General features: G+C 62.0%; 16 protein-coding genes. 4 read left to right on the forward strand and 12 right to left on the reverse strand.

Going from position 1 to position 18450, the window contains the following annotated elements; translation table 11 throughout:
* Positions 1-30 precede the first annotated feature (30 nt).
* A complete protein-coding gene (locus J1G37_RS24765) occupies positions 31-660 on the forward strand; it encodes a ribonuclease T2 (RefSeq protein ID WP_207045980.1) in 630 nt (209 codons plus the stop codon).
* On the opposite strand, the gene J1G37_RS24770 is transcribed toward J1G37_RS24765, so the two are convergent.
* Entirely contained in the window at positions 661-1359 is a 699-nt protein-coding gene (locus J1G37_RS24770; RefSeq protein WP_207045982.1) for an SDR family oxidoreductase, read from the reverse strand. It abuts the gene before it with no gap.
* A 106-nt stretch (positions 1360-1465) separates the two neighbouring features.
* Between J1G37_RS24770 and J1G37_RS24775 the strand changes: the two genes are divergently transcribed.
* Both J1G37_RS24775 and J1G37_RS24780 read left to right on the forward strand, forming a co-directional pair.
* Complete coding sequence (locus tag J1G37_RS24775) at positions 1466-1906, forward strand: helix-turn-helix domain-containing protein (protein ID WP_207045984.1); 441 nt, start codon at positions 1466-1468, stop codon at positions 1904-1906.
* Positions 1907-1996: 90 nt separating this feature from the next.
* Positions 1997-2584 carry a LysE family translocator gene (locus J1G37_RS24780; protein ID WP_207045985.1) on the forward strand — a complete coding sequence of 196 codons (588 nt, stop codon included), beginning with the start codon at positions 1997-1999 and terminating at the stop codon, positions 2582-2584.
* Here J1G37_RS24780 and J1G37_RS24785 read toward each other — a convergent pair.
* From J1G37_RS24785 to gloB, 11 genes are all read right to left on the reverse strand, one after another.
* The gene (locus tag J1G37_RS24785; protein WP_207045986.1) at positions 2526-3410 is read right to left on the reverse strand and encodes an AraC family transcriptional regulator; all 885 of its coding nucleotides are present in this window, start codon (positions 3408-3410) and stop codon (positions 2526-2528) included. The genes J1G37_RS24780 and J1G37_RS24785 overlap by 59 nt on opposite strands.
* 88 nt (positions 3411-3498) lie before the next feature.
* Positions 3499-5961 (reverse strand): TonB-dependent receptor, encoded by a 2463-nt coding sequence (locus tag J1G37_RS24790; RefSeq protein WP_207045987.1) that lies wholly within the window; start codon positions 5959-5961, stop codon positions 3499-3501.
* A 97-nt stretch (positions 5962-6058) separates the two neighbouring features.
* Positions 6059-7009 carry a FecR domain-containing protein gene (locus J1G37_RS24795; RefSeq protein ID WP_207045988.1) on the reverse strand — a complete coding sequence of 317 codons (951 nt, stop codon included), beginning with the start codon at positions 7007-7009 and terminating at the stop codon, positions 6059-6061.
* Positions 7006-7527: a sigma-70 family RNA polymerase sigma factor gene (locus J1G37_RS24800; RefSeq protein ID WP_207045989.1), complete on the reverse strand. Its 522-nt coding sequence runs from the start codon at positions 7525-7527 to the stop codon at positions 7006-7008. Before J1G37_RS24800 ends, J1G37_RS24795 begins: the two co-directional genes overlap by 4 nt.
* A gap of 208 nt (positions 7528-7735) precedes the next feature.
* Complete coding sequence (locus J1G37_RS24805; RefSeq protein ID WP_207045990.1) at positions 7736-9337, reverse strand: ABC transporter ATP-binding protein; 1602 nt, start codon at positions 9335-9337, stop codon at positions 7736-7738.
* A 1-nt stretch (position 9338) separates the two neighbouring features.
* Complete coding sequence (locus J1G37_RS24810) at positions 9339-10358, reverse strand: ABC transporter permease (protein ID WP_207045991.1); 1020 nt, start codon at positions 10356-10358, stop codon at positions 9339-9341.
* Between the two features lies 1 nt (position 10359).
* Positions 10360-11433 carry a microcin C ABC transporter permease YejB gene (locus J1G37_RS24815; RefSeq protein ID WP_017738566.1) on the reverse strand — a complete coding sequence of 358 codons (1074 nt, stop codon included), beginning with the start codon at positions 11431-11433 and terminating at the stop codon, positions 10360-10362.
* Positions 11434-13266 (reverse strand): extracellular solute-binding protein, encoded by a 1833-nt coding sequence (locus J1G37_RS24820; RefSeq protein ID WP_207045992.1) that lies wholly within the window; start codon positions 13264-13266, stop codon positions 11434-11436.
* On the reverse strand, positions 13263-15092 hold the full coding sequence (locus J1G37_RS24825) for an extracellular solute-binding protein (RefSeq protein ID WP_207045993.1): 1830 nt from the start codon (positions 15090-15092) through the stop codon (positions 13263-13265). The genes J1G37_RS24820 and J1G37_RS24825 overlap by 4 nt, the downstream gene beginning before the upstream one ends.
* A gap of 223 nt (positions 15093-15315) precedes the next feature.
* On the reverse strand, positions 15316-16731 hold the full coding sequence (locus tag J1G37_RS24830) for a transglycosylase SLT domain-containing protein (RefSeq protein ID WP_207045995.1): 1416 nt from the start codon (positions 16729-16731) through the stop codon (positions 15316-15318).
* Between the two features lie 98 nt (positions 16732-16829).
* A complete protein-coding gene (gene gloB / locus J1G37_RS24835) occupies positions 16830-17597 on the reverse strand; it encodes a hydroxyacylglutathione hydrolase (RefSeq protein WP_207045997.1) in 768 nt (255 codons plus the stop codon).
* 65 nt (positions 17598-17662) lie between these two features.
* Between gloB and J1G37_RS24840 the strand changes: the two genes are divergently transcribed.
* Positions 17663-18421, forward strand: a complete 759-nt coding sequence (locus J1G37_RS24840; RefSeq protein WP_017738571.1) for a methyltransferase domain-containing protein — start codon at positions 17663-17665, stop codon at positions 18419-18421.
* Positions 18422-18450 lie beyond the last annotated feature (29 nt).

The raw sequence follows: 18450 nt of genomic DNA on the forward strand, positions 1-18450 counted from the left end.
GGTAGATTCTGGTTTTCAAGGAATAGACGAATGAAATATTGGATGGTGGTGTTGTTGTTCATTGCCACAAGTTCAAGCGCTGCCCCGCGTAGCCAAGGGACGCCGGGGGAGTTTGATTTTTACGTGTTGTCGTTGTCGTGGTCACCGACGTTTTGCCTGACGCACCCGGAAAACGAGCAGTGTTCGGGCAAAGGCTATGGCTTTGTGTTGCACGGTTTGTGGCCGCAGTACGCGCGGGGCGGGTGGCCGGCGTCGTGTGCGCCGCAGTCGCGGTTGACTCGCGAGGAAATGGTCAAGGGCGCGGCGCTGTTCCCGACCCGTGCACTGCTCAAGCATGAATGGGCCAAGCATGGCACCTGTTCCGGGCTTGAGCCCCTGGACTATCTGGAGAAGACCGATGAGGCGCTAGGCGTGGTGGTTATCCCGGCGCAACTGCAGCCGCTCAATACCTCCCCGGCGTTACCCGCCCGTGAGATCGAGGCGCTGTTTCGCGAGAGCAACCCGCGCATGGGCAACCATGGCCTGGCGGTGATCTGCAAGGGCAAGGTGTTGTCGGAAGTGCGCGTATGCCTGACCAAGGACCTGGCATTCACTGGCTGCCCGCGCAGCGTGAAAACCCAGTGCCGCAACGGCGACATCCGGATTCCCACGCAGCGCTGATCAGTGGTTGAGATAGACCGGGCGATCACTGGACAGCGACGCCTTCACCCCATGACTGGTGTCGCTGACCAGCACTTCTTCGCGGTCCTCGGCCAGGGCTTGCAGGGTGAGGGCGACCACTTCCTGAGGCGTGCTTTTCGGCGCCTGCACCTCGGCGACCATGTCGGTGTCGATGTAGGCGGGGTGCACGCCGATGACCAGGGTGCCTTGTTCACGCAACTCGCCGCGCAGGCCGTTGGTCAAGCCCCACTGGGCGGACTTGGACGTGCTGTAGCCACCGGCGCCCGGCGGGCTCAGCCAGCTCAATACCGAGAGCACATTGATCAGCGCGCCGCCGCCCTGGCGGGCCAGGATCGGTGCGAACGCGCGGCTTACGCGCAAGGTACCAAAGGTGTTCACTTCAAAATGCTGCTGCAGGTTCTCGACACTGTCTTCGGCCAGCAGCGAGCCGTACTGGAGAAAGCCCGCGTTGTTGATCACCACGCTGACGTCGCTGCACTGCTGCGCGGCGTGCTGCACGCTGGCGGCGTCCGTGATGTCCAGGGCGATCGGCGTGCTGCCAGGAACGTTCACGCTGGCGGGGTTGCGCGCCCCGGCGTAGACCTTGGCCGCGCCGGCTTCGAGCAGCGCGGTGACGAATGCTTTGCCCAGGCCACGATTGGCGCCAGTGACCAGTACCACTTTTCCACGAATGTCCATGCTGAACTCCACGCTGCGAATTAGGTTTAATGATGAAACCATTTTTATCCTGAGGGTGTTGGTCCTATAATGCAACTATATTTTCCGCCTGGCTGGAGGCCTGCCGATGAAACGTAAATGCCTGGAAGGCGACTGCTGTCCGGTCGCCCGCGCGCTGGATGTGGTGGGGGACTGGTGGACGCTGCTGATCATTCGCGATGCGTTTGCTGGCGTGACGCGTTTTGGCGACTTCCAGAAGCACCTGGGCGTGGCCAAGAATATCCTCGCCGCGCGCCTCAAGGAGATGGTCGAGCAAGGCCTGTTGCAGCTCAGCGAAGTGGGCGCGCGCAATGAGTACCAACTGACCGACAAGGGCCGCGCGCTGATGCCGGTGCTGGTGACGTTGGCGCAGTGGGGTGAGGCGCACACCGAACCGGAGCAACTCGGTACCCGCTTGCTCGATGCACGTGCACTCAAGCCGTTGCGCAAGGTCGAGATCGTCTCCGAGGACGGCCGAGTGTTGGGCCAGGGCGATATCGTGACCCAGGCCCCCACGCCGGTGCAGTGAACGCCCATAGGGTGATTTTGTTCAATACCGCGTGGGATTTGCCCTTTACCGTGACGCCATCTTCAGCGTCACGACAAAAAGGGAATCGCAATGAGCTTGATCATCTCCATGGCCGCCTTCGCCCTGGCCACCTCTATCACACCGGGCCCGGTCAACGTGGTCGCTCTCAGTTCGGGCGCGCGGTTTGGTTTTGTCGCCAGCCAGAAGCACGTGTTTGGCGCCGCCGCCGGTTTTACCCTGCTGTTGGTGTTGATCGGCCTGGGCCTGCATGAAGTGTTGGTGCGCTGGCCGTTGCTGACCCAGTTGATCCAGTGGGGCGGGGTGGGGTTTTTGTTGTGGATGGCCTGGAAACTGGCATCCGACGATGGCCACCTGCAAGCCGATAACGCGGCCACCGCGCCGTCCATGCTCTACGGCGCAATCATGCAATGGCTCAACCCGAAAGCCTGGCTGGCTTGTGTTGCCGGGATGGGCTTGTTTGTGGCCGATGGCGACGCGCAGCAGGTTTGGCTGTTCGCCAGCCTCTACCTGGTGATCTGCTACGTGTCGGTGGCGTGTTGGGCCTATGCCGGGACGTTTTTGCGCCGTTACTTGAGTAATCCGCAGGGCATGCGCGTGTTCAACCGCTCAATGGCCGCGTTGCTGGTGGCCAGTGTGGGTTATTTGCTGATGGCTTGAGCACCTCGCGGTACTGCCCGGGCGTCGCGGCGAAGTGCTGTTTGAAGGCGCGTTGGAAATGGGCCTGGTCGGCAAAGCCCGCAGCCAGTGCGACGTCGGCGATCAGCTCGCCCTGGCGCAATTGGCTGCGGGCAAACTGGATGCGTTGGTTGACCAGGAAGGCATGGGGCGTCAAGCCGTAGTAGTGCTTGAACGCGCGGATCAGGTAGGACGGCGACAGTTCGGCTGCCAGGCAGATCTCCTCCAGTTTCAGGGCCTGCGTGCAGTGTGCGCGGATGTACTCGGCGGCCCGTTCAAGCTTTTGGTTGACCTCGCGCAACGGTGTGTCGGCGGGGTTGAGGCGCTGTTGGACGTCACTGAAGTAACTCACCAGCGCACTCTGTTTTTGCAGGTGTTCGGCCTGTGCATCCACCAAGATCCCGTAGAGTCCCAGCAGACCGTCATACAACGTCGTGTCGCGGGTGTAGGGCGTGCTGAACGGCCGAAAGCCCTGGTCAGTGCTGAAGCCCAACTGGTACTGCAGGTCAGTCAGCCAGGGCGTGTCGATGTACAGCATCTGGTAGGACCAGGGTTCATTGCGGATCGGATTGCACGCATGCACGTCGCCGGGGTTCATCAACACTACCGTGCCGGCGCTGATCTCGAAGGTTTGCGCGCCGTAGTGGTAATAGCTGCGCCCGGTGGTCACGGCACCGATGGAAAAGTGCTCGTGGGCGTGGCGGGTGTAGGTCACCTTGCGGCCGTCGGCGATGGTCCGCGCCTCGATGAACGGCAGCCTGGCATCCCGCCAGAAGCAAGGTGCCGCAGGGCTTGCAGGCTGGGACATGGCGCTACGCTCTGAAAGGGGTCAGTGCGTAGAGTCATGCATAAACCTGCGTTGTTCAAGACCTGCGGATACCCGTAGGTTTTTGGTGTCAGAAATCCCAGCGTGTGGCCAATTGCAAGCTGCGCGGTTCGCCGTAGAAACCGGTGCCGAAGTTGCCAAGGCCCGTGTAGTACTTTTTATCGAACAGGTTCTTCACATTGAGCGTAGTGCTCAGGTGGTCGTTGAAGCGGTAGCGGGCCATCAGGTCCACCAGGTAGTAGCTGTCCTGGGTGATGCGCGCGTAGTCGCCGCCGTTGACGCTGTCATTCGGGTTGGGCTGGAACACGTTGCCAAAGAACTCGCTCTGCCAGTTCACGCCGCCGCCCAGGGTGACGTTGTCCAGGGCGCCGGGCAGACGATAGGAACTGAACAGGCGCACCACCTGCTGCGGCGTGGTGGTTTGCAGCACCGAGCTGTACACGTAGCCGTCATCCGCATCGCGAGTGTGCTGGTAGGTGTAGCCGGCCGAGACGTTCCAGCCGTCCAGCACCTCACCGGACAATTCAGCTTCGAAGCCCTTGGTGGTGGCACCGGCAATCGCGCGGTACACCGAGTCGGTATCAAAACCGGAAACGTATTGGGCGACGTTGTCCTGCTCGATGCGGAACACGGCAAAGCTGGCGTTCAGGCGGCCGTCGTAGAACGCGGCCTTGAGGCCGGCTTCGTAGGTGTTGCCTTCCACCGGGTCGAGCAGCTTGCGGTCGGCGTCCTTGCTGGTTTGCGGGCGGTAGATCTGCGTGTAGCTGGTGTAGGCCGACCAGGTGTCGTTGAGGTCGTAGACCAGCCCGGCATACGGCGTGACCACGCCGCTCTGCTGATAGGTGGTGCGGTTGTCGGCTTTGGTCGGGTCATAGAAGTCGGTGGTGTCGGTGCCGCTGAAGTTGTTGACCCGTGCGCCGAGGATCACCGACAGGTCGTCGGTGGGCTTCAAGCGTGTGGCCAGGTACACGCCGGTCTGGCGTTGCACGATGTCGTTCTGGCCGCTGCGCGGAATGTCCGGTTTGGCGTACTCGCCGTGCCAGTCGAAGATGCTGCCGCCGACCGCTGGGTAGATCGAACCGTACACCGGCACATCCTGTTTCGAGCGGGTGGCCATGAAGCCCATGATCAACTCGTGCTCGCGCCCCAGCAGGCTGAAGGGGCCGCTGACGTTGATGTCCAGGGTGTTCTGCACTTGGTCGCCTTTGTACTTGCCCATGAACATGTACATGTTTTCGCCGCTGACCGGGTCCGGGTTACCGCCGCTGGCCGAGGCGAGCAGGGTGTCGTGCTGGCTGCGCTTGCGGTCGAGGCTGACTTTGAGCGACCAGTCATTGGCCAGCTTTTGCTGTAGCGATGCAAATATCGTTTGGTTCTGGAAGTCGCGGCGGCTCCAGTCGGCGGCGGGGTTGAACGAGCGCGAGAAATTCGTGCGCGAGCCGTCGCTGAAGAACATCGGAAAACCGGTCCAGCTGGCGCCACGGGAGCGGGTGTTTTGCTGGTCGATGCCAAAGGTCAGCAGGGTGTCGGGCGTAAGATCGGCTTCGAGGATGCCGTAGGCTATGTCCTTGGTGTTCTGGTAGTGGTCCAGGTAGGACTGGCGATCCTGATACACGCCGACAAAACGCCCGCGCACATTGCCGGACTCGGTCAGCGGCCCGGAGATATCGCCTTCGGTGCGGTAGTTGTCCCAGGAGCCAAAGGTCTGGGTCACCGAGGCCTTGAAGGCGGCGGTGGGTTTTTTGCGGATCAGGTTGACCGTGGCCGACGGGTCGCCGGAGCCGCTGAGCAAATCGGCGGAACCCTTGATGATTTCCAGGTGGTCGTACACCGCCATGTCGGTGCTGGTGGTGCCGTAGTCATACACGCCGTCGTAGGTCGAGTTGACGCCGTCGTACTGGAAATTGGTGATCGGCAGGCCACGGCCGGAAAACTCCCAGCGCTCGCTGTCGTAGTTCTGCACGCTGATGCCGGGGGCGCGGCGCAGGGTGTCGGCGATGCTGTTGGAGCCCTGGTCGTCCATTTGCTGGCGGGTAATCACGGTGACCGATTGCGGGGTTTCGCGCATCGACAGCGGCAGGCCAGTAGCCGAGGCCATGGCGCCGGTGGTGTAGGAATGGCTGTCTTCGGTGATGGCGCCCAGTTGCTCGCCGGAAATCGTCGTGGCGCCCAACTCCAGGGCGCCAGTGTTGGCCGGGATCAGTTCGAGTACGTAACCGTTGTTGCCTTGGGGCTGTGCCTGCAAGCCGCTGCCTTGCAACAGGCGCTGCAAGCCGCTCGACGGGGTGTAGTTGCCGTTCAGGCCAGGGCTGGTCTTGCCGGCGGCGAGGCTGTTATGGCCGGCGATGAAAATGCCCGATTGTGCGGCAAAGCTGTTCAGCACACTGACCAGCGAGCCGCCCGCGATGCTGTAGTTGCGCGTGGCTTGCTGAGTGGCGTCCGGCTCGGCGGCGTACGCCGTCGCAACGCCGAGGCAAAACAGTGAGGTGGCCAGCGCCAATGGGCGCAGCGCGAAACGAGCAGGTTGCGACATGAAGAGTTCCCTTTGAATCAGATCGAACGGCGAATTGAAAGCGTCTGCAGGGTTAACCGAACGAGTGTTCAAAAGGGGAACTGGCGCACGCAGATTTTTATTTGGGGACGACGGTGACCCACCAAGGGAGCGGGCTGTCGAGGCGAATTGGCAGCGCGGCTTGCAGCAGGTGCAAGGCGTGGTCGCTGTCCTTGAGCGGGAACGAACCCATCACCGGCAACTGCGCCACCGCCGGATCACAGCCCAGGTGGCCTGGGCGATAGCGGTTGAGCTCGGCGATCAGTTGGCCCAGCGGCAGGTTGTCGGCCAGCAGTACGCCGTGGCTCCAGGCTTCACGTGCGGGGGACGCGGCGGCGCTGCTGTCGACATGTTCGCGGGTAAACCAGACTTGTTGGCCGGCTTCGATAATGCGCACTTGCCCATTGAACGTAGTGACCTGCACGCGGCCATCGAAGACGTTCAGTTGGGTGCGGTGTTCGTCATGCAGCACGCTGAAGCGCGTGCCCAGCGCTTGCAGGCGGCCATGTTCGGTGTCCACCAGGAACGGCCTAAGGGCGTCCTTGGCGGTGTCGATCAGCACCTCGCCAAAGCGCAGCTGCAACAGGCGCTGCGCGCTATCGAAGCGCACATCCAGCGCCGTCAACGCGTTGAGCCACACATGGCTGCCGTCGGCCAGCAATGCATCGCGGGTTTCGCCGCGGGTGGTGGCGTAATCCGCGCTCCAGCCGCCCACCAGGCGAGGCAGGGCGGTGTTGCGCCAGGCGCCCCAGGCCAGTGTCGAACCGCCGCACAGCACCAGCAGGGTCTTGAGGGTTTGACGCCGGGAACTGCGCAAGGCCCGGCTGGCACTTTGCGGTTGCTCCAACAGCGGCGCAAAGCGTTGGCTGACGCGCTCGACATACTGCCAGGCGGCCAAGTGCTCGGGGTTCTGCGCAACCCAGGCCTGCCAGCGCTGTTGCTCCTGGGCGCTGCCTGGGGCCTGCAAGCGCACATACCATTGCGCCGCCTGTTCCAGGCTGGCATGGCTGAGTGTGCCGGGGCTGTTCATTGCACCAGCATCCCGTCCAGTTCGGCTTCGAGGATCGCACAGTGCAGCAGCGCCTGTGCCATGTATTTCTTGACCATGCGCTCGCCCACGCCCAATTGCGCGGCGATCTGCTGGTAGGGCAGGCCGTGGAGCTGCGCGAGCAGGAAGGCTGCGCTGACCTTCTTTGGCAGGCGCGCGAGCATGGCGTCTACTTCGTAGAGGGTCTCGACGATGATTGCGCGTTGTTCGGGTGAAGGTTGGGTGTCTTGCGGGCGCAGGGCCAGGCTGTCGAGCCAGGCTTTTTCCAGTTGGCGACGGCGCCAGTGATCGATGCACAACCCCCGGGCGATAGTGGCCAGGTAGGAGCGCTGGCGCAGGTGATCGGTCTCGGCGGGTGGGCGGTTGAGGATGCGGATGAAGGTGTCGTGGGCCAGGTCGGCGGCATCCCAGCGGTCATTCAGGCGCCGGCGCAACAGGCCGAGCAGCCAGCTGTGGTGGGTGCCGTAGAGGTGGGTGAAAGAGGTCGACACAATATCCATCCAGCGCAAAAGGATTGGCGTAAATAAGAATTGGTCGCGATTAAAGCAAAGGGCGCGGGTGCGCGCAAATGATATTGGAAGGCTGGGGTGGGCACGGCCAAATGTGGGAGCGGGCTTGCCCGCGATGGCGTCCTGTCAGTGCCGAATCTTTCGACTGACACACTGCAATCGCGGGCAAGCCCGCTCCCACATTTTGAATTGTGTTGTATCAGGCTGGCACGAGGAAGGCGGCTTCCAATAGTTGGCGGGTGTAGGGATGTTGCGGCTCGGCAAAAATCGCCTTCGCCTCGCCTTGCTCCACCACCTGGCCCTGCTTCACCACCATCAACTGATGACTCAGCGCCTTCACCACCGCCAGGTCATGGCTGATAAACAGGTAGGTCAGGTTGTACTTGGCCTGCAAGCTGCGCAGCAATTCCACCACCTGGCGTTGCACCGTGCGGTCCAGCGCCGAGGTGGGTTCGTCCAGCAGGATCAGCCGTGGCTTGAGCACCAGGGCGCGGGCGATGGCGATGCGTTGGCGCTGGCCGCCGGAGAATTCGTGGGGGTAGCGATGGCGGGATTCCGGGTCCAGGCCGACTTCCTTGAGCGCCGCGATAATCGCCGCTTCCTGCTCCTGCGGCGTGCCCATCTTGTGAATGCGCAGGCCCTCGCCGACGATCTCGCTGACGCACATGCGCGGGCTCAGGCTGCCAAACGGGTCCTGGAACACCACCTGCATTTCCCGGCGCAGCGGGCGCACCTGTTGCTGGGTGAGTTGGTCCAGTTGCTGGCCTTCAAAACGAATGCCGCCCTTGCTGCCGATCAGCCGCAGGATCGCCAGGCCCAGGGTGGATTTGCCTGAGCCACTCTCGCCGACAATCCCCAGGGTTTGCCCCTGAGGCAGGCTGAAGTTGATGCCGTCCACCGCCTTGACGTAGTCCACGGTACTGCGCAAGAAGCCCTTCTTGATCGGGAACCAGACTTTCAAGTCATCGACTTCCAGCAATGGCGGGCCCACCACATTGGTCGCCGGGCCGCCGCTGGGCTCGGCCGCCAGCAGTTCCTGGGTGTAGGGATGCTGGGGCGACTGGAACAGCGTTTCGCACTCGGCCTGTTCAACGATGCAGCCCTTCTGCATCACGCACACGCGATGGGCAATGCGCCGCACCAGGTTGAGGTCGTGGCTGATCAGCAGCAAGGCCATGCCCAGGCGCGCCTGCAATTCCTTGAGCAGCTCGAGGATCTTCAATTGCACGGTGACGTCGAGGGCGGTGGTCGGCTCATCCGCAATCAACAATTCCGGCTCATTAGCCAAGGCCATGGCGATCATCACCCGCTGGCGCTGGCCACCGGACAATTCGTGGGGCAGCGCCTTGAGGCGTTTGTGCGGTTCGGGGATGCCCACCAGGTCGAGCAATTCCAAGGTGCGCTGGGTGGCGACCTTGCCTTGCAAACCCTTGTGCAGGCCGAGCACTTCGTTGATCTGCTTCTCGATGGAGTGCAGCGGGTTCAACGAGGTCATCGGCTCCTGGAAGATCATCGCAATGCGGTTGCCGCGAATGTGGCGCAGGGACTTTTCTTTCAGGGTCAGCAGGTCTTGCCCGGCGTACTCGATGGTGCCGGACGGGTGTCGCGCCAACGGGTAAGGCAGCAGGCGCAGGATCGAGTGCGCGGTCACCGACTTGCCCGAGCCGCTTTCGCCCACCAGCGCAATGGTTTCGCCGCGCTTGATGTCGAAACTCACGTTGTTCACCACGCGGTGGGAATGTTCGCCGGTGACAAACTCGACGCTGAGGTCGCGGATTTCGATCAGATTGTCCTGATTCATCTCATTTCCTCGGGTCGAAGGCATCGCGAGCGGACTCGCCGATAAACACCAGCAGACTCAACATGATCGCCAGCACGGCAAACGCGCTCATGCCCAGCCACGGCGCTTGCAGGTTGGATTTGCCCTGGGCCACCAGTTCGCCCAACGACGGCGAACCGGCCGGCAAGCCAAAGCCGAGGAAGTCCAGGGCGGTGAGGGTGCCGATGGCGCCGGTGAGGATGAAGGGCATGAAGGTCATGGTCGAGACCATCGCGTTGGGCAGGATATGGCGGAACATGATCGCGCCGTTCTGCATGCCCAGCGCCCGTGCCGCGCGCACGTATTCAAGGTTGCGCCCGCGCAGGAACTCGGCGCGCACCACGTCCACCAGGCTCATCCAGGAGAACAGCAGCATGATGCCCAGCAGCCACCAGAAGTTGGGCTGCACGAAGCTGGCGAGGATGATCAACAGGTACAGCACCGGCAAGCCGGACCAGATCTCCAGGAAACGCTGCCCGGCCAAATCCACCCAACCGCCATAGAAACCCTGCAACGCCCCGGCGATCACGCCGATGATGGAGCTGAGGATGGTCAGCGTCAGGGCAAACAGCACCGACACGCGAAAACCGTAGATCACCCGCGCGAGCACGTCGCGGCCCTGGTCATCGGTGCCCAGCAGGTTGACCGAGGAGGGCGGCGCCGGCGCCGGCACTTTCAGGTCGTAGTTGATGCTCTGGTAGCTGAACGGGATGGGCGCCCACAAGGTCCAGGCGTCCTTGGCCTTGAGCAGCTCCTGGATATACGGGCTCTTGTAGTTGGCTTCCAGGGGGAATTCGCCGCCAAAGGTGGTCTCCGGGTAGCGCTTGAGCGCGGGGAAGTACCAGTCGCCGTCGAAGTGCACGGCCAGTGGCTTGTCATTGGCGATCAACTCCGCGCCCAGGCTGAGCACGAACAGGATCAGGAACAGCCACAACGACCACCAGCCACGCTTGTTGGCCTTGAACCGCTCGAACCGGCGGCGATTGAGGGGGGACAGATTCATCTCAATGCTCCCGGCTGGCGAAGTCGATGCGCGGATCGACCAGGGTGTAGGTGAGGTCGCCGATCAGTTTCACGATCAGCCCCAGCAGGGTGAAGATAAACAGCGTGCCGAACACCACCGGGTAGTCGCGGTTGATCGCCGCTTCAAAGCTCATCAGGCCGAGGCCGTCGAGGGAGAAGATCACTTCCACCAGCAGCGAGCCGGTGAAGAAGATGCCGATAAAGGCCGACGGGAACCCGGCGATCACCAGCAGCATCGCATTGCGGAACACATGGCCGTAGAGCACGCGGTGGTTGGTCAGGCCCTTGGCCTTGGCGGTGACCACGTATTGTTTGTTGATCTCGTCGAGAAAGCTGTTCTTGGTCAACAGGGTCATGGTGGCGAAGTTGCCGATCACCAATGCGGTGATGGGCAGCGCCAGGTGCCAGAAGTAATCGAGGATCTTGCCGCCCCAGCTCAGCTCGTCGAAGTTGTTGGAGGTGAGCCCGCGCAACGGGAACCAGTCGAAATAACTGCCGCCGGCAAACACCACGATCAACAGGATGGCAAACAGGAACGCCGGGATTGCATAACCGACGATGATTGCCGAGCTGGTCCACACGTCGAAGTGGCTGCCATGGCGCGTGGCCTTGGCGATCCCCAGGGGGATCGACACCAGGTACATGATCAGCGTGCTCCATAACCCGAGGGAGATGGACACCGGCATCTTTTCCTTGATCAGGTCGATGACCTTGGCGTCACGGAAGAAGCTGTCGCCAAAGTCCAGGCGGGCGTAGTTCTTGACCATGATCCACAAGCGTTCCGGCGCCGACTTGTCGAAACCGTACATCTTCTCGATTTCCTTGATCAGCGCCGGGTCCAGGCCCTGGGCGCCCCGGTAGCTGGAGCCGGCCACCGCGACTTCGGCACCGCCACCGGCGATGCGGCTGGTGGCGCCGTCAAAGCCTTCGAGCTTGGCGATCATTTGTTCCACCGGGCCACCTGGCGCGGCCTGGATGATGATGAAGTTGATCAGCAAAATCCCGAACAGCGTGGGGATGATCAGCAACAGGCGGCGAAAGATATAGGCCAGCATTTAATCGCCTCCGCTCGCCGGGTCGGCGCTCGTCTGGGGGGGAACCGGCGGTTGTACATTCGGCTTGCTCCACCAGGTAGAGATGCCGACGTCGTACAGCGGCGAAACCTTTGGATGACCGAGGTTGTTCCAATAGGCCACGCGGAAGGTCTTGATGTGCCAGTTGGGGATCACGTAGTAGCCAAACTGCAGCACGCGGTCCAGGGCCTTGGCGTGGGCGATCAGGCTGACCCGGGTGTCGGAATCGATCAGTTGTTCCACCAGTTGATCGACGGCCGGGTCTTTCAGGCCCATGTAGTTGCGGCTGCCGGGCTTGTCGGCGCTGGTGGACTTCCAGAACTCACGCTGTTCGTTACCCGGCGACGACGATTGCGGGAAGCTGCCCACCACCATGTCGAAGTCCCGCGAGCGCAGGCGGTTGATGAACTGGGACACATCGACCCGGCGAATCACCAGGTCGATGCCCAAGTCGGCGAGGTTGCGCTTGAACGGCAGCAGGATACGTTCGAATTCGGTCTGGGCCAGCAGGAACTCGATGGTCACCGGTTTGCCGGTGGTGTCGACCATCTTGTCATCGACGATCTTCCAGCCGGCTTCCTGCAACAACTGGTAAGCCTCGCGCTGCTGGGCGCGGATCATGCCGCTGCCGTCGGTCTTGGCCGGGGCGAAGGCTTCGCTGAAGACTTGTGGCGGGATCTTGTCGCGCAGCGGTTCGAGGATCGCCAGCTCGTCCGGGCCGGGCAGGCCGGTGGCGGCCATGTCGGAGTTTTCAAAGTAGCTGCGGGTGCGGGTGTAGGCGCCGTTGAACAGCTGCTTGTTGCTCCATTCGAAATCCAGCAACAGGCTGATGGCCTTGCGCACGCGCACGTCTTCGAACATCGGTTTGCGCACGTTGAACACAAAGCCCTGCATCCCCGTGGGGTTGCCATTGGGGATCTCTTCCTTGACCAGTCGACCTTCGGCCACCGCCGGCACGTTGTAGGCGTTGGCCCAATTCTTCGCGCTGAACTCGGCCCAGTAGTCGAACTGCCCGGCCTTGAGCGCCTCCAGTGCCACGGTGGCGTCGCGGTAGTAGTCGGTGATGCGTTGGTCGAAGTTGTAGAGGCCCTTGTTGATCGGCAGGTCTTTGCCCCAGTAGTCCTTGACCCGTTCGTAGCGCACCGAACGCCCGGCCTTGACCTCGGCCACCTGGTAAGGACCGCTGCCCAGTGGGAATTCCAGGTTGCCTTTGTTGAAGTCGCGGGTGGCCCACCAGTGTTTCGGCAATACCGGCAATTGGCCGAGGATCAGCGGCAATTCGCGGTTGTTGGTGCGCTTGAACTTGAACAGCACGCGCAACGGGTCTTCGGCGACCACTTCGTCCACATCGGCGTAGTAGGTGCGGTAGAGCGGGGTGCCGTCCTTGATCAGGGTCTCGAAGCTGAACACCACGTCGTCGGCACGCATCGGGTGGCCGTCGTGGAAGCGCGCTTCGGGGCGCAGGTAGAAGCGTACCCAGCTGTTGTCCGGGGCCTTTTCGATCTTGCCGGCCACCAGGCCGTATTCGGTGAAGGGTTCGTCGAGGCTTTGGGTGGCGAGGGTGTCGTAGATCAGGCCGATATTGTCGGCGGGCACGCCTTTGCTGATAAACGGGTTGAAGCTGTCAAAGCCGGTCAGGCTGGACTCGCGGAAGGTGCCGCCCTTGGGCGCGTCGGGGTTGACGTAGTCGGTGTGCTTGAAGTTGGCGGGGTATTTGGGCGGTTCGTTGTACAGCGTCAATGCATGTTGCGGGGCGGCGTGGGCCAGGTTGCACAGCAACAGGCTGGCGATCAATGCGTTTCGCACATACGTCATTGGGCTTTCTCCGAAGCTTTCAGCCACCATGCGCTCAGGCCCAGGCTGTAGGGCGGCGTGGTGACAAAGGCGAACCGGTTGCGGTACGCCAAGCGATGATAGTTGAGATACCAGTTGGGAATGCTGTAGTGCTGCCACAGCAGCACCCGGTCAAGGGCGCGGCCGGCGGCCAGTTGTGCGTCGCGGGTCTGCGCCGCGAGCAGTTGTTCCAGCAGGTGATCGACAATCGGGTTATTGATGCCTGCGTAGTTCTTGCTGCCCTTGATCGCGGCCTGGCTGGAGTGGAAGTACTGCCACTGCTCAAGGCCGGGGCTCAGGGTCTGGTTGAGGGTGATCAGGATCATGTCGTAGTCGAATTGATCCAGGCGCTGCTTGTACTGGGCGCGGTCAACCGTGCGCAGGCGTGCGTCGATGCCGATACTGATCAGGTTTTCGACATAGGGCTGCAGGATGCGCTCCAGGTTCGGGTTGACCAGCAGGATTTCGAAGCGCAGCGGTTGGCCGTCACCGTTGAGCAGGCGCTGGCCCGACAGCTTCCAGCCGGCCTCGCCGAGCAGGGCCAGGGCGCGGCGCATCGTGTCGCGCGGGATGCCACGACCGTCGGTCTGCGGCAGGCTGAAGGGCTGGGTGAACAGGCTCACCGGCAACTGGTCGCGGTATGGCGAAAGCAGCAGCCATTCATGGCCCAGCGGCACGCCGGTCGCGGAGAATTCGCTGTTGGGGTAATAGCTCAGGGTGCGTTTATAGGCGCTGCTGAACAGGGTGCGGTTGGTCCATTCAAAATCGAACATCAGCCCCAGGGCTTCGCGCACCTTGGTCTGGCTGAATGTGGGCCGGCGCGTGTTCATGAACAGGCCCTGGCTCTGGGTGGGGATCTGGTGGGCGATTTGCGCCTTGATCACATCGCCACGGTTGACCGCCGGGAAGTTGTAGCCGGTCGCCCAGTTCTTCGCCTGGTGTTCGATATAGATGTCGAATTCACCGGCCTTGAAGGCTTCGAAGGCCACGTCGCTGTCGCGGTAGAACTCCACTTCGACCTTGTCGTAGTTATAGAAACCCTGGTTGACCGGCAGGTCCTTGCCCCAATAATCCTTGACCCGTTCAAACACCAGTTGCCGGCCGGGGGTGACCTTGGTCACACGGTACGGCCCGCTGCCCAGTGGCGGTTCGAAGGTGGTGGCCTTGAAGTCGCGGTCTTTCCAGTAGTGCTGGGGCAGCACCGGCAACTCGCCCAGGCGCAGGATCAGCAACGGGTTGCCAGCGCGCTTGAAGACAAAGCGGATGCGGTGACGGTTGAGCACATCGACCCGCGCCACCTCTTGCAGGTTGGTGCGGTATTGCGGGTGGCCTTCGGTCAGCAGGGTGCGATAGGAGAACGCGACGTCATAGGCCGTGATCGGATTGCCATCATGGAAGCGCGCTTCCGGGCGCAGGTTGAACACCACCCAGCTGCGGTCCTCGCTGTACTCCACCGACTGCGCGATCAGGCCATAGCTGGAGGTGGGTTCATCCCCGGAGGGCGCGTACTGGCCAGTGCCGACCATCAACGGCTCGTTCAGCTCATTCACGCCGTATTGCAGGAAGTTGGGCGTGGAAACCGGGCTGGAGCCCTTGAAGGTGTAGGGGTTGAGCGTGTCGAAGGTGCCAAATGCCATGACCCGCAAGGTCCCGCCTTTCGGCGCTGCAGGGTTTACCCAATCGAAGTGGGTGAATTTGGCCGGGTACTTGAGCACGCCGAACTGCGTATAACCGTGGCTCTCGGTAATGGTCGCGTTCGCGGTAAAGCTCAAGGCCAGACTTATTAGTAGAAGGAGGGGACGCTTCAAGTCAGAGATCCGATCCAGGCGGCTTGGGCTTTATGATCGGTACAGTAACAGCTTGTTCCGGTTGGAAAAAGCATGTTGGAAACGGCGATAAACCAATGTGGGAGCGGGCTTGCTCGCGAATGCGGTGTGTCAGTCGATACTTGAGTGACTGATCCACCGCATTCGCGAGCAAGCCCGCTCCCACACAAGCCCACCCACATTGCTCCCCGGTGTTCTTGAAGGCTCAGCGCGGCCCGGAAACCACCAGCATCTGCCCCGGCTTCAAGGCCTGGCCAGTACGCGGGTTCCAGCGCTTGAGATGTTGCATCTCGACGTTGAAACGCTTGGCGACGATGTACAGCGAGTCGCCTTTCTGCACCTTGTATTGCACCGGCTTCTTGCCGCCGGCCTTGGCCACCAGCTTGCGCGTGTCCTGCATCACCAGGGTCTGGCCGACCTTGAGCTGCTGGCCGTTAAGCTTGTTCCAGCGTTGCAGGTCATGCACGTCGACCTTGTTGGCCTTGGCGATCAGCGTCAGGTTGTCGCCACTGCGCACCTTGTAGCTGCGGCTGCGCCCGGCGACGGCCTTGGTTTCAACTTCGTCGAACACCGGCTTTTTCGGGCGCATGCTCAGCAATTCTTCCGGCTTCATCGTCGAAAGGGTGCTGGTCAGCAGTTGCGCCTTGGAGGTTGGCACCAGCAGATGCTGGGGGCCGTCCAGGGTGGTGCGTTGCTTCAGGGCCGGGTTGAGCTGGAACAGTTCGTCTTCGTCGATCTCGGCCAGCGCGGCAACCCGGGACAGGTCCATGCTTTGCTTGACCTCAACCACTTCGAAGTACGGCTGGTTGGCAATCGGGTTGAGGTTCACGCCGTAGGCTTCGGGCGCCAGCACCACCTGGGACAGCGCCAGGAACTTGGGCACGTAGTCCTTGGTTTCCTGGGGCAGTGGCAGGTTCCAGTAGTCGGTGGGCAGGCCGAGCTTTTCGTTGCGCTCGATGGCACGGCTCACCGTGCCTTCGCCAGCGTTGTACGCGGCAAGGGCCAGCAACCAGTCGCCGTTGAACATATCGTGCAGACGGGTCAGATAGTCCAGGGCGGCGGTGGTGGACGCGGTGATGTCGCGGCGGCCGTCGTAGGCGCGGGTCTGGCGCAGGTTGAAGTAGCGCCCGGTGGAGGGGATGAATTGCCACAAGCCGACCGCATCGCTGCGCGAATAGGCCATTGGGTTGTAGGCACTTTCGATCACTGGCAGTAGCGCCAGCTCCAGGGGCATGTTGCGTTCTTCAAGGCGTTCGACGATGTAATGAATGTAGAGGCTGCCGCGTTCGCCGGCGTTTTCCAGGAAGGACGGGTTGCTGGCGAACCACAGGCGCTGTTGCTCGATGCGCGGGTTGACGCCAACCCCATCCTGCAATTGAAAGCCCCGGCGCATGCGTTCCCAGACATCCTGGGGCACTTCCGGGGCAGGCTTCTCTGAGAGCCAGATAACGGGTTTTTGCTTGATCTTGGCAGCAAGATTCGGTTTGGGTTGCACGGTGGATTGTGCAGCGTAATTTGTCGATTGGCAGCCCGCCAGAGTCGCGGACACAGCCACCGCCACGGCTTGAGCCAGGCGGGTCAATGCGTCTGAAGAGATGGATTTACGAATAGATGACGACATTGGCTGGAAGTAAGTTCCGGGCAAAAATGTCGGGCGATTCTAGAAAGCGCTTTGGTTCCGGTCAACCATTCAGAAATTACGTATCAGATTGCGTTGCCTTAGAACTTATCTTTCCATGCCCTCAAGCTAGCAAATACCTCGGCCCCCGGGCGGTTGTCGCGACCATTCCGTTCGTCCGCTTTTTGTTTAACGGATGTTTCAGCGGTGCGCAGGAAGGGGTTGGTACGCTTCTCCAGGGCCAGGTTGGACGGCAACGTCATCTCGCCGCGAGCCCTTAGCTGGCGGACGTTTTCCACCCGTTCGGCGATGTCGGCATTTTGCGGTTCCACCGCCTGGGCAAACTTGAGGTTGCTTTGTGTGTATTCGTGGGTGCAGTACACCAAGGTGTCTGCAGGCAGGGACGCGAGATGCTCGAGAGACGCGTGCATCTGCTCCGGTGTCCCTTCGAACAGGCGCCCGCAGCCGGCGGCGAACAGGGTGTCGCCACAGAACAGCACGCCCTGGTGGTAGAAGGCGATATGGCCAAGGGTGTGGCCGGGCACGCTATAAACGTCGAAGTCCCAGCCCAGTACGCTGATGCGGTCGTTGTCGTCGAGGGCAACGTCCCGCGCCGGGATTTTTTCGTGCGCGGGGCCATAGACCTTGGCGCCTGTAACACTTTTCAGTTGCTCGACACCGCCGACATGATCATGGTGATGATGGGTGATCAGGATGTCGCTGAGGGCCCAGCCAGGGTTCTGTTCGAGCCAGGCCAGTACGGGCGCGGCATCGCCGGGGTCGACCACGGCGCAGCGCTGGGTCTTGGGGTCTTGTAACAACCAGATGTAGTTATCGGTGAAGGCGGGCAGGGCACTGATCTGTATCATTCTTCGATTCGCCAAGCTGAACACATTGGTGCATCTTAGAACGTCTAGGCGAGTTGGAGAATGCAATGACTGATAAAGCGTTCGCCCAGGCCGATCCTGAGTGGCTGGCCCTGATCAGCGCCGCCCGCGAATGGCTGTCGGGGCCGATCGGGCAATTTTTGCTGGATGAAGAGCGGCGCATGCTCGAAGACGAGTTGGGCCGGTTCTTTGGTGGCTACCTCGTGCATTACGGCCCCTCGGCCCAGACCCCGCCGTCCGCACCGCAGGTGCAACGCAATGTGCGCCTCGGCGCGCCGCTGCCGGGGGTGGAGATTGTCTGCGAGGAGCAGGCGTGGCCGCTGAGCGAGCACGCCGCCGATGTGGTGGTGTTGCAGCATGGCCTGGATTTCTGCCTGTCGCCCCACGGCCTGCTGCGTGAAGCGGCGAGCAGCGTGCGCCCGGGTGGCCATTTGCTGATTGTCGGCATCAACCCCTGGAGCAGTTGGGGCCTGCGCCATGTGTTCGCCCACGATGGCCTGCGCCAGGCGCGCTGTATCTCGCCGTCACGGGTGGGGGACTGGCTGAACCTGCTGGGCTTCGCGCTGGAGAAACGCCGCTTCGGGTGCTATCGTCCGCCGCTTGCCTCGACCAAGTGGCAAGCCCGGCTAGCCGGCTGGGAGCGCCGCGCTGGCGCCTGGCAGCTGTCGGGTGGCGGCTTCTATTTATTGGTGGCACGCAAGATCGTGGTGGGCCTGCGGCCCGTGCGCCAGCTACGGCGTGAACCCATGGGCAAGCTCGTGCCGATGCCGATGGCCAAGGTCAACCGCAAGCAAAGCGAACCGTAAAACTTCTTTTTGATTTCGAACCGAGTAAC

It is taken from the genome of Pseudomonas sp. Marseille-Q1929 (genome assembly GCF_017316265.1).
Lineage (GTDB): Bacteria > Pseudomonadota > Gammaproteobacteria > Pseudomonadales > Pseudomonadaceae > Aquipseudomonas.